Origin of the sequence: Pseudomonas sp. B26(2017) (assembly GCF_002113045.1) — a bacterium.
Classification (GTDB): Bacteria; Pseudomonadota; Gammaproteobacteria; order Pseudomonadales; family Pseudomonadaceae; genus Aquipseudomonas.
Map to the genome: position 1 here is coordinate 40,819 of NZ_NEJJ01000010.1, position 12,333 is coordinate 53,151.

Below are 12,333 nucleotides of genomic sequence, written 5' to 3' on the forward strand. Positions count from 1 at the left end.
TCATTGCACGATGACCACTTCTTCGGTATCGCTGCCGCCGTTGGACGACGTCACCCGAACCCTGGCCGGTGGAATCGGTGTGATCCCGGTGGACAGGGTTTTCACCGCGCCATCACCGCCCAGCGCACCGATGGTGGCGCCGGTGCCGGAGGTCGCGGTGAGTACCGGTGGCGAAGTTTCGTCACTGGTCGAAGCCTCCACAGTCAATTGCCCGGAACTGAGGCTGTACTCAGCGCGCTGGATCACCACCAGGTCGGTCAGGGTCATGGGCAGGGTGGTCGGTGAACTGGTGGCGATCGCCAGGTGGTTGTCGGCGGTCACTTGCAGCACGGTCGGCAAGGCCGGGTTGACCGCCGATTGCGCGTACCAGCTGCCGGTGCTGTCGGCTTCTGTCATGTTCACCACGGGTGTGCTGCTGGTGATGGCGGCGGTACCGGGCGCTGGCGGCGCCTGGACAAACACGTCCTGCTGGGCCACCGGCGCACTGTCGCCGGGTTTGCGCGAGTAGGTGCTGCGCTGCGCAATCAGCGGGGTTGGCCGCACCACCGTCGACAACTTGCCGGACACGGCGAAGGTCGTGGTGCGCAGGTCAATGCCCCCCGGGCCTTCGATCCGCACGTAGTTGGTGTTGAACGGGCTGCCGGTCACCGCTTCGTTGAGGTTCGGGTCGCCGACAAACTGCTCGGCCGCACCGGTCAATGGGTTGGTCTCGGTGTAAGGCCCGTTGACGCTGCGCAGGAATGGACCGATGTCACCCTTGAGCGCGCCGTCGTAGGTTTGCGGGGTGCCGATGCCGATGTCGCGAGTCATGTTGATCGCGCGGCGACCGGGGGTGTCGACGGTGAACACATCGACGCCGTAGGGGTGGGTGATGACGTAGGTGCCGGCGGTGGGCACGTCGACCCGGATGCGGATCCGCGCGAAGCTGATCTGGTCGCCTTCCGCAGGGTCGCCGCCCCCGAACGCGGCCTCGACGGCGCTGACGTAAGTCAGGTCGATGCCGCGTGCCGCATCGACGATGGAAGTATCGCCGGTGAACCAGAATGCTTCATCGGGGAAGTTGGTGGGGAATACGAGCGGTTGCGTGTCATCGAACACGCCGGGGGTCGGCAACAGCGAGCACATGTACGACGGGGCGCCCGGTGTGCTTGGCACGCGGGAGCTGAGCGCTTTGGACAGGCACAGATCCAGGGTGCGACCGTGGGTGTCCTGATACCAGCTGGCGAAACCGCCATTGGCCGGTGTGTAGGGACCCGGGTCGACGGCGAACAGAGCGGCCTGGGCAATGCCCTGGGCCAAGGCGCTTACGACCAGGACGGTCGCGGTTTTGGACAGTAAAGGGTGCATGAGTTAATCCCTCTATCAAAGTACCTGCCCCTTGGGGATGGGTCAGTTGCAGAGGGCTTTACAACTTCCATACCAACGACGCGCCAGCTGGCGGCAAAGGCCCGTGGCGCAAGGGTTCGCGGCTTGCCGTGGGGGACAGGGACGCCCGCCCGGACAGGGCGACTTTCCCCAGCATTGGGGATTGTGGGGAGGGCGCTGGTTATCCGGGGGCTTGTGGGGACCCGCATCCGGGCAAACACCCAACCGTGGGCTATAACCCTATAGGGACGTATCGGGAAGTCGCCGCCATGAACATGCAGTCAACATCGCTACCGGTCGAGCAGGGCAGCCAGCGGCTGAGCTCGCCCAAACAGTCGTTCAACCTGTTGCGCTGGTTTTCACTGATCAGCATGGCGGTGATCGGCACTGTGGCCGTAGCGCTGGGGGCGGTGTCGACACGGTTCGTGATCGAGGAAAGCGTGCAGCGCGATGCCTTGCTGACCGCGCAGTTCATTCAGGCCATCGCCTCGGCCGAAGTGCGCCACGTCTCGATCCCCAATATCCGCACCATGGGGGAGCTGCTTGACCCTCGTCAGGACAACGACTTTCCCGATGTGAACCCGCAAGCCAGGGCCAGCGCGCGGGGCGAATTTCTTGATCACATCGAACATTTGCCGGATGTGATCCTTGCCAACGTTTATGCGCCGGATCGAACCGTGATCTGGTCGACCAATCCCGCACTGGTCAACACCCGCATTCATGCCGACGAAGACCTCGACCGGGCGTTCGATCAAAGGATTCCGGTGTCGGCCAGCTATCACGATGTAGACAAGGCCCGTGAAGAGCAGAAATTCGTGGTGCCGCCGGAATACATCTTCATCGAAAACTACATCCCGCTGTTCGACGCCGAGGGCAAGAACGTCACGGCGATGGTCGAGATCTATAAAGAGCCCAAAGACCTGATCGCCCGCATGGAGCGCGGGTTGGCGCTGATCTGGCTGGCCACCGCGCTGGGCGGCGGACTGATTTATCTGGGGCTGTACTGGATCGTGCGCCGGGCGGCAATCCTGCTGGCAGCCCAGCAAAAACAACTGATCGCCAACGAAACCTTTGTCGCCCTGGGTGAGATGTCTTCGGCGGTGGCTCACAGCCTGCGCAACCCGCTGGCGACCATCCGTTCCAGTGCCGAGCTGGCGCTGGAGTTCGATGCGGGACCTGCGCAGAAAAACATCAAGGACATCATCGGCCAGGTCGATCGCATGTCGAAGTGGGTGCGCGAGCTGCTGCAATCGTTGCGACCGCTCAATGACGACCCGGAACCGGTGAACCTGGTGGCGGCGCTGCACGACAGCCTGATGGCGTTCGAGCAGCAGATCGCCAAGGCCGGCGTGCACGTGGTGTTTCATCCCCAGCAGACGCCGATGGTGCTGAGTCAGCCGGTGCAGCTCGCACAGATCCTCAACAGCCTGCTGGCGAACGCGCTGGAAGCGATGGACAAGGGCGGCACGCTGACTATCACCCTCGAACCGGGCGACAGCCGTGGCGTGATCGTCATGCTCAGCGACACCGGCAAAGGCATGAACGAAGAACAGCGCAGCATGGCGTTCCGGCCGTTCTTCACCACCAAACAGGGCGGCCTTGGCGTTGGGCTGGTGCTGGTCAAACGGATCATGGAGCGCTTCGGCGGCGGTGTGAGTCTGGACAGCCGCGAAGGCGAAGGCACCACCGTTCGTCTGGCGTTTCAGCTCATTCAGTAAGTTGGGGTGAACTTTCCCCCAGCAGTGGGTGTCAGGCCCCGGTCACCGGGGAGTGGGGAATGCAACAGCGCGCGCAAGCCACTGTTACAACTGGAAAAGATTTTTTGGCGAGGTAATTGCAAAACATCATCACCCCTTCCTTAGATGAGGCGGTTGGTGATGGACAGAACAACGCGTGACCCCAAAAAGCTATTCCTGTTGACGCCACTGAGCGTCGTTCTGATGTTGACCCTCGGCAATATGTCCGGGGTTCGAGCGAGTCCGATCGACGACGAAAACCAGCCGGAAGCGTCCGACCCGTCGGCGTACTACGACGAGCCGGCCGATGAACCGGCGGCACTCAACGCCATCCTGACGATGCCCGAGGCCAACGAAGACTCCTTCGATCTGCCCGACGGGGTCAAAGGCACGCGCAACACGACGCGCACGGAAAACATCCTGCCGCCCGCCGTCCAGACCAGTTTCAATTACCCCACCAACGGCAAGCCGAGCCCGCTGTACGGTGCCCAGCCGTTCACTCAGCAACTGGTGCTGTTCGAAGAATTCGGCCCGGAAAAACTCGACCCCACCACACCGGCAGCGCCCTTGAGTTTCCCGCCAGCGGCCATCGGCCCGGCACCGGCGCAGGACCCGAACAACATCGCCCGCAGTGCGCCTCCCGGCACCGCGCTGGACGCGTTTTTGCGTCAGCCGGGGCTCACGCCATTCCCGAGCCAGTTTGCCAACGTGGTTGACCGCAACCCGTGGCAGGCGCAGATCGAACTGTTCCTCAACCGTCATATCGGCTCTTCTGCCGAAGGCCGGCCACCGGGAAAAGGCTGGGCCCACCAGCGCTGGAACGAGTTCTACCCGCAAGTCGCCTACAAGACCGTGCAGACCGGTGCGCGGCTGAACGGCGGCCTGCGTGACAGTCGGCAAATGCACGGTTATGCGGTTGGCGAGTTCGGCCCCGGTGGTCTGTACCATAACGTCGCGGGTGTGCCTGCGACCGATGGCACGGCCAAGGGTGTCGATGCGCGCTTCCACCCGGCGATGCCGGTGCAGGACCATAATTCGGTGTGGACCTTTGACGGCACGCTGCCACCGAAACTGTTGATGGTGCGCTACGGCCAACCGGTGCTGATGCGTCACTACAACGGCTTGCCGATCGACCCTTCCGCCAACCGCGGTTTCGGTCTGCACACCATCACCACCCACGAGCATAACGGCCACGCGCCGGCAGAAAGCGATGGTTATGCCAACGCGTTCTTCTTTCCCGGCCAGTACTACGACTATCGCTGGCCGATCCAGCTCGCCGGTTACGACAGCATCAACACCAAGGCTGAAGACCCACGCGCGGCATTCCCGTGCGCGCCGGGGGAAACCCTGTGGGTCAACGATGTGCAGCCTGCGAAAAAGACCTGCGACCACGGCACCATCAAGATTCGTGGCGACTGGCGCGAAACCATGAGCACCCACTGGTTCCACGACCACATGCTCGATTTCACCGCGCAGAACGTCTACAAGGGCAACGCGGCGATGATGAACTACTACAGCGCCCTGGATCGCGGCAATGAATCGGTGAACGACGGCGTCAACCTGCGTTTCCCCAGCGGTAGCGCGTTGCCGTGGGGCAACCGCGACTACGACGTCAACCTGGTGTTCGCCGACAAGGCCTGGGATCAGCAAGGTCAGTTGTGGTTCAACCCGTTCAACACCGATGGCTTCATCGGCGACCAGGTGCTGGTCAACTGGCAATGGAAACCGACCCTCGATGTGAGGGCGCGCAGCTATCGCTTCCGCATCCTCAACGGTTCGGTATCGCGCTACTTCAAGTTCGCGCTGGTGCGTGAAGTCAAAGGCAACGGCGGCGAATTCCCGGGGCCGAAAAACGCCGGTGTGTCGTACAGCCGTGTGCCGTTCCACATGATCGCCAACGACGGCAACATCATGGAACACAGCGTGCCGTTCGACGGTTCGATGGACCTTGATGCCGACGGCGACAAACAGAACCACAATGCGATTCTGCCGACCCAGGGCATCGCCGAGCGGTTCGACATCATCGTCAACTTCGCGAAAAACGGCATCAAGCCGGGTGACAAGCTGTTCTTCGTCAACCTGCAAGCCCAGGACGACGGCAAAGGCCCGAAAGAAGTGATCCCGCTGGCCGACGTGCTCTCGGAGAAATACCTGCCGGTGATCAAGCAGACCAGCAAGGGGCCGCAGTGGGACAGGGGTGACCCGGTGGTGGGCAAGGTCCTGCAACTCAACGTCAAGGCCTACACCGGTCAGGACCTGGCCATGGACCCGGCGGCCTACGAGCCGGCCAAACCGGGCAAGGCCGAAGGCATGGTAATGATTCCGCTGAAGATCCACCGCGACAACGCTGCCGACAAGGCCTTGCTCGCCAGGGCACTGCACCGGACCTTCATCTTCGGTCGCGCCGACGGCACCGACGAAGCGCCGTGGACGATCAAGACCGATGGCGGTTTCGGCTTTCACATGGACCCGCGCCGGTTGAATGCCTCGACCAAACTGGCCAGCGGCCCGACCGACGCCGGGGTCAGCGGTATCGGCACCCTGGAGGTGTGGAGTATCAAGGCCGGCGGCAAGGGCTGGAGCCATCCGGTGCACGTGCACTTTGAGGAAGGCATCATCCTCAGCCGTGGCGGCAAGGCTCCGCCTGAGTGGGAAAAATGGGCCCGCAAGGACGTCTACCGGATCGGTTCGGAAGCCGACGGGCTGGATAACGTCGAGATGGCGATCAACTTCCGCGAGTTTGCCGGGACCTACATGGAGCACTGTCACAACACCCAGCATGAGGACAACTCGATGCTGCTGCGCTGGGACCTGGAAAAACCCGGGCAACTGCAGTTGATGCCTACACCGCTGCCGAGCTGGGATGGCGTGCGCTACGTCAACTCCGCCGCGCTGCCGACCTTCCGCACCGGCGACGGCTTCGGCCCGCAAGTGACCGTGAAACCATGAGCAGGGAGGGAGCCGACATGACCCAGCCAACGCCGCGCTCCCGCGCCCTGGGCATGCACCTGATTCTGGTGCTGGTCACCTGCCTGCTTGGCAGTCAGGTGCTCATCGCCCATCAGGCGCAGCCCGACGGCGCCAGTGAATCCGCCACCCCGTGGGGTGGCGACTATTTCCCCAACACCCTGCTGACCGATCAGGACGGTCGGCAGGTGCGTTTTTTCGATGACCTGATCAAAGACAAAGTGGTGGTGATCAACTTCATCTTCACCTCGTGCAGCGACTCCTGCCCGCTGGAAACCGCGCGCCTGCGCCAGGTGCAGAAGCTGCTGGGGGACCGGGTCGGCAAAGACATTTTCTTCTACTCGATCACCATCGATCCGCTGAGCGACACCCCCCAAGTGCTCAAGGCTTATTCGCAACGCTTCAAGGTCGCTCCTGGCTGGAAATTCCTCACGGGTGAATTCGAAGACGTCACTGAGCTGCGCAAGAAGCTCGGGCTGTTCATCGAAGGCGTCGACAACGGCCGCACCAAGGATCACAACCTGAGCCTGATTGTCGGCAACCAGAGCACCGGGCGCTGGATGAAAGCCTCGCCGTTCGAGAACCCGTGGATCCTCGCCGATCAGCTCGCCAATACCTTGCAGAACTGGAAACAGGCCAGCACTGAAGAAAGCTATGCCGACGCCCCGCAGATCCGTCCGCCGAGCAATGGCGAAGAACTGTTCCGCACCCGTTGCGCTTCGTGTCACAGCCTCGGCCCGCAGGACGGCGAGGGCATCGGCATGCGCAACATCGGCCCGGACCTGATCGGCGTGACCCGCCAGCGTGACCCGGCCTGGCTCAATCGCTGGATCCGCGAACCGGATCGCGTGCTGGAGGAGAAAGACCCGATCGCACTGCAACTGTTCGAGCAATACGAGCGCATCCCGATGCCGAATCTGCGTCTGGACGAGGCTTCGGCGCAGTCGATCATCGACTTTCTGAGTGCCGAAACCGAGCGTCAGCATCCGTCCGTGCAACCCTTGGCCGACGGGGCGTTGACGCCAGTAAAACCGGGCTCTGCCAGCGAAGCGGTGAGTCGTATGCAGTAGCGGCTAAATAGCATCATTGAACCGTATGCCACGGTCATTGCCACCTACACTCATTCGAGAAGGCGGCTGTAACGGGCTCGACACAAAAACGCCAGGGCATTCCCATGCAGCGACTGGAAGAACAAAAAACAGCAGCGCCGAACGTGGCGTTGGCAGCCATCAAGAGTTGGGGCAGACAGTTCAACCTGCTGCGCTGGTTCTCGCTGGCCAGTTTTTTCATCATCGCGGCCGTGGCGCTGGGGCTGGGTTATATCTCCACGCGCTTCGTGGTTACCGAAAGCGTGGAGCGCGATGCACTGCTCACCGCGCAGTTCGTGCAGGCCATCGGCGATGCGGAAATGCGCCACGCCAACATCACGCCGCAACGGACCATGGGCGAAATGCTCGACCCGCGCCAGGATCAGAATTACCCCGACGTCGATCAATTGGCCCATGCCGCGGCCCGCGCGGAGTTTCTCGATCATGTCGAACACTTGCCCGACGTGTTGCTGGCCACGGTGTATGCCCTGGACCGCACGGTCATCTGGTCGACCAACCCCGAGCTGATCAACGTCAAGTTTGAAGACGACGACGAACTGGATGAGTCGTTCGAGATGAAAGTCCCGGTGTCTTCCAGCTATCACAAGATCGACGATGAAAAACCCGAGCAGCGGCTGTCGCGGGAACCGAAATACCTGTTCATCGAAAACTACATTCCGATGTTCAACGCCGACAAAAGCAAAGTGGTCGCCATGGTGGAAATCTACAAGGAACCGGCGGATCTGGTGGACCGCATCGATCGAGGGTTCGCTTCGATCTGGGCCGCGACCCTCCTCGGCGGCGCGGTGATTTACCTGGGGCTGTTCTGGATCGTGCGGCGCGCCTCGACCCTGCTGCAGAGCCAGCAACGGCAACTGATCAGTAACGAAACCTTTGTCGCCCTGGGCGAGATGTCCTCGGCGGTGGCCCACAGTTTGCGCAATCCGCTGGCGACCATTCGCTCCAGCGCCGAACTGGCCCAGGAAGTCGCCAGCCCCGGTGCGCAGCGCAATATCGGCGACATCATCAGCCAGGTCGACCGCATGTCGCGCTGGGTGCGCGAGCTGTTGGTGTCGTTGCGTCCGATGAGTGACGACGGCGAGGCGGTGGAACTGCTGGCGGCGGTCGAGGACACCCTGGGGGCGTTTGACGCGTTGATCCGGCGCAATGGCGTCGAAGTGCGATTCACGCCACAAGATTGCCCGCCGGTCATCAGCCAAAAGGTGCTGCTGACGCAAATTCTCAATAGCCTGTTTGCCAACGCCCTGGAAGCGATGCCCAAGGGGGGCGTACTGAGTGTCGAGATTGAAACACCGCACACCGGTCATGTGCGCATGACCCTGAGCGACACCGGCAGAGGCATGAGCGCGCAGCAGCAACAACTGGTGTTCAAACCGTTTTTCACCACCAAACAGGGCGGCCTCGGGGTCGGCCTGGCGCTGGTCAAAAGAATCATGGAGCGGTTTCAGGGTTCGGTCGTGCTGACCAGCCGGGAGCAGGAAGGAACCCGCGTCAGTCTCAACTTTAGAGTGGCATCGGGAGGGGAATATGGAACACAGCATTCTGCTGGTCGAGGATGACGAACTGCTGGCCGAGAATATTCAGACCTACCTGGAGCGCAAAGACTTCGAGGTGACGGTCTGCCACTCGGCCGAGGACGCGCTGACGCAGCTGGAAAGCTTCATGCCGGACATCGTCCTGACCGACAACTCGCTGCCGGGCATGAGCGGTCACGATCTGATCCAGAAGCTGCGCATCAGCGCGCCGGAACTGAAAGTGATCATGATGACCGGTTACGGCAACGTCGAAGACGCGGTGGTCGCCATGAAGGAGGGCGCCTTTCATTACGTCACCAAACCGGTCGCGCTGCCGGAACTCAAACTGCTGCTGGACAAGGCCCTGGCCACCGAACGGATGGAGCGCACGCTGTCGTTCTACCAGGAGCGCGAAGCGCAGAAATCCGGCGTGCAGGCGCTGATCGGCGAGTCGTCGCCGATGCAGTACCTGAAAAACACCATCGGCCAGTTGCTCGACGCCGAGCGGCGCATGGCCAACACCGACCTGCCGCCGGTATTGGTGGAAGGCGAAACCGGAACCGGCAAGGAACTGGTGGCCCGCGCGCTGCACTTCGACGGTCCGCGCAGCAAAGGCCCGTTCGTTGAATTCAACTGCGCGTCGATTCCGTCCAACCTGGTGGAATCAGAACTGTTCGGCCACGAGAAAGGCGCATTCACCGACGCCAAGGATCGCCGGGTCGGACTGGTGGAAGCGGCGGACGGCGGCACCTTGTTCCTTGATGAGATCGGCGAAATGGACCTGCTGTTGCAGGCCAAGCTGCTCAAACTGCTCGAGGATCGGACCATCCGCCGGGTCGGCTCGGTGAAGGAGCGCAAGGTCAACCTGCGGGTGATCAGCGCCACCAATTGCAACCTTGAGCAGATGGTCCAGCAGGGCAAGTTTCGCCGTGATCTGTTTTTCCGTTTGCGGATCATCTCGATCAAGGTGCCGCGTCTGTATGCCCGTGGCGAAGACATCCTGCTGCTGGCCCGGCACTTCCTCGCCAGCCACGGCAAGCGCTACGGCAAACCGAACCTGCACTTCAGCGATCAGGCCGAGCAACTGCTGCTCAGTTACACCTGGCCGGGCAATGTGCGCGAGTTGCGCAACATGCTCGAACAGACCGTGTTGCTGGCGCCGAACGACACCATCGCCGCGCATCAACTGAATGTCTGCATGAGTCTGTGCGATGACCTGCCACCGCAGCATCAGCACGAAGTGCAGCATTTCGAACCACGTCCGGCGAGCAACACCGAGTCGATGAACCTGCCGGAAGTCGAACGCGACATGGTGCGCAAGATGCTCGACAAGACCGACTGGAACGTCACCAAATCGGCGCGCCTGCTGGGCCTGAGCCGCGACATGCTGCGCTACCGCATCGAAAAACTCGGCCTGGCCCGTCCGGACAAGCGTCAGTGGTAAACGGCGTTGCTGCGTGGATTCGGCGGGCTCAGGCATTCGAGCACGCACGTCGGGTCCAGCACTTCGTCGTTGACGTAAATGCCGCGCTCGGCATCGTAGGTGCGGATGAACACCCGCACCGTCGCATCGGCCACTGTGGGCAGTTGCGAGTCATGGAACACGTGGCGATCCGGGATGACGATGAAATCCTGCGGCGGCGTGTCATCGAACGGCCGGGGTGGCTGAGCGGACAACGACGGCGGAGCGGGGTGGGCGAAAGGCTGGTCGGACCCGTAGTAATTGAAGTTGCTGTCCAGCGCCTGAGCCTGAGTGGCGGCGAGTAGACAAACGGACAGCAGCAATCGACTGAACATTCCCATGGCAGCACCTGTGGAAGCGGATTTCCCCAAGGCCATTAACTATAGCTGTCCGTGATGCAGGCGTTGGTGCAAGTGTTGTCGGCTTACAAGTTCGCAACAACCTGTAGCGCGAGGCTGAACTAGACTCGGGCCGCTCGATTGTGAGCATCGCCCGGAGTGCGCCATGGAAGTGCCAAACAATAAAAATGCCGTCGAGAGCAATCGTCAGGCGTGGAATGATTCCGCCCGTCATCATCAGGATTCGCCCGACTGGCAGGCCTTGCTGACCGAAGTCACGCAGGCTGACTTTTCCTGCCTCGACGACACCCTTCGCGGCTTGCTCGAGCAGGTCGGTGTCGATGGCAAAGACGTCGTTCAGCTGTGTTGCAACAACGGCCGCGAGAGCCTGTCACTGTTCGCCCTCGGCGCGCGGAACGTGGTCGGTATCGATCAGTCGAGCGCGTTTCTCGAACAGGCCCGCGAACTGAACAAGCGTTCGCCGCACAATGCCGAATTCATCGAAGCCGATATTCATCATTTGCCTGAAGCGCTGCGCGCCCGTTTCGACGTCGCGCTGATCACCATCGGCGTCTTTGGCTGGATGCCCGACATCGGCGAATTCTTCCGCCACGTCGCCTCGACCCTCAAGCCGGGCGGACGGCTGGTGATCTACGAAACCCACCCATTCCTGGAAATGGTCGACCCCGAGGCCGAAGACCCGTTTCGCCTCGCCACCTCGTATTTCCGCCAAGAACCTTTCGTGCTGGAAAAACCGATCGTCTACGTCGGCAAGGTCGAACAGCCGGCGGCGAAGTCCTACTGGTTCGTGCACAGCCTCGGCGCAATCTTCACCGCCGCCATCGAGGCCGGCCTGAACATCACGCACTTCAAGGAATACCCGCACTCGAACCGGGAAGACGTGTATGACCAGTACCAGAACCGCGAGGCGCAGATGCCGATGTGTTTTACGTTGGTAGTCATTAAAAGCTGAAGTTCTGGCGAACCGGTGTGTTGAGCTTACGAGCCCCTTCGCGAGCAAGCTCGCTCCCACAGTGTTTGCGGCGTACACAAATATGTAGTTCACCGAGAATTACTGTGGGAGCGAGCTTGCTCGCGAAAGCGATAGAGAGAACGCCGCAAATCTCAAAACTGGATCAAGCCTGCGCAGCCGCCGTCACCACCGGCCGTCCCGGTTTGCGCAGCGGGTCCAGGCGTGAGCCGGCGTAGCGGGTTTCGCGGAAGAACCGCCATTTGCCGAACAGGCAATAGACGTGGGTGACGCGGCCCTGTTCGTGGTAGCCCATGCGGATGTGCAGTTTCAGCGCCGGGATGTTGTGGGTTTCGCAGACATCCACCACTTTGTGGCAGCCCTGAGCGGCCATGGCCTCCCAGAGGGCGACCTGGACGTCCACTGACAGGCTGCTGCCGAAGTAGGCGCGGGTCATTTCGCCGCCGAATTCGAAGAACTCGCCGGGTTTGACCGGGAAGGTGCAGCCGTAATAGTGGCGGTCGTGGTAGTCGCGAATGCTGCCCCAGATGAACGCCACCGCATGGCCGTCGGCGTCCAGGTACATGTGCCCGGTGTGGCCCTCGTTGGCCAGTTCGGCCATGGTCTGCACGCGGTCACCGAAGTGTTTGGCGAACGCGCCGGCATTCTCGGCGGTGATGTCGACTTTGCGCAGGCCGTCGTAGGGGCGCAGCTTGTGCGGCGGTACCGGACTGACCAGGTCGCGCTCCATCCACAACAGTTCCCAATGGAAGAACACGTAGCGTTTCCACAACGTGCCGAAGGTGCGGCTCAGGCCTTTTTGCTTGATACGTTCGCGCAGCTTTTGAATGACGCTCATGATGCCCTCCGTG

At 61.8% G+C, this 12,333-nt stretch carries 9 protein-coding genes; 6 read left to right on the forward strand and 3 right to left on the reverse strand.

Going from position 1 to position 12,333, the window contains the following annotated elements; translation table 11 throughout:
• A complete protein-coding gene (locus CAF79_RS16115) occupies window positions 1-1,347 on the reverse strand; it encodes a hypothetical protein (protein WP_085698601.1) in 1,347 nt (448 codons plus the stop codon).
• Between the two features lie 287 nt (window positions 1,348-1,634).
• Here CAF79_RS16115 and CAF79_RS16120 point away from each other — a divergent pair, with 287 nt between their 5' ends.
• The 5 genes from CAF79_RS16120 to CAF79_RS16140 all read left to right on the forward strand — a co-directional run bounded on the left by CAF79_RS16120 (window position 1,635) and on the right by CAF79_RS16140 (window position 10,135).
• Window positions 1,635-3,083: a sensor histidine kinase gene (locus CAF79_RS16120; protein WP_085698602.1), complete on the forward strand. Its 1,449-nt coding sequence runs from the start codon at window positions 1,635-1,637 to the stop codon at window positions 3,081-3,083.
• Window positions 3,084-3,242: 159 nt separating this feature from the next.
• The gene (locus tag CAF79_RS16125) at window positions 3,243-6,050 is read left to right on the forward strand and encodes a multicopper oxidase domain-containing protein (RefSeq protein WP_085698603.1); all 2,808 of its coding nucleotides are present in this window, start codon (window positions 3,243-3,245) and stop codon (window positions 6,048-6,050) included.
• Window positions 6,051-6,067: 17 nt separating this feature from the next.
• On the forward strand, window positions 6,068-7,138 hold the full coding sequence (locus CAF79_RS16130) for an SCO family protein (protein ID WP_371917929.1): 1,071 nt from the start codon (window positions 6,068-6,070) through the stop codon (window positions 7,136-7,138).
• 104 nt (window positions 7,139-7,242) lie between these two features.
• Window positions 7,243-8,736: an ATP-binding protein gene (locus CAF79_RS16135; protein ID WP_085698605.1), complete on the forward strand. Its 1,494-nt coding sequence runs from the start codon at window positions 7,243-7,245 to the stop codon at window positions 8,734-8,736.
• Window positions 8,705-10,135: a sigma-54 dependent transcriptional regulator gene (locus CAF79_RS16140; protein ID WP_085698606.1), complete on the forward strand. Its 1,431-nt coding sequence runs from the start codon at window positions 8,705-8,707 to the stop codon at window positions 10,133-10,135. The genes CAF79_RS16135 and CAF79_RS16140 overlap by 32 nt, the downstream gene beginning before the upstream one ends.
• On the opposite strand, the gene CAF79_RS16145 is transcribed toward CAF79_RS16140, so the two are convergent.
• Complete coding sequence (locus tag CAF79_RS16145; protein ID WP_085698607.1) at window positions 10,126-10,494, reverse strand: hypothetical protein; 369 nt, start codon at window positions 10,492-10,494, stop codon at window positions 10,126-10,128. The genes CAF79_RS16140 and CAF79_RS16145 overlap by 10 nt on opposite strands.
• Before the next feature lie 163 nt (window positions 10,495-10,657).
• Between CAF79_RS16145 and CAF79_RS16150 the strand changes: the two genes are divergently transcribed.
• Window positions 10,658-11,464, forward strand: a complete 807-nt coding sequence (locus CAF79_RS16150) for a class I SAM-dependent methyltransferase (protein WP_085698608.1) — start codon at window positions 10,658-10,660, stop codon at window positions 11,462-11,464.
• 163 nt (window positions 11,465-11,627) lie between these two features.
• Here CAF79_RS16150 and CAF79_RS16155 read toward each other — a convergent pair whose 3' ends face one another.
• The gene (locus CAF79_RS16155) at window positions 11,628-12,320 is read right to left on the reverse strand and encodes a GNAT family N-acetyltransferase (RefSeq protein WP_085698904.1); all 693 of its coding nucleotides are present in this window, start codon (window positions 12,318-12,320) and stop codon (window positions 11,628-11,630) included.
• Between the last annotated feature and the right edge of the window lie 13 nt (window positions 12,321-12,333).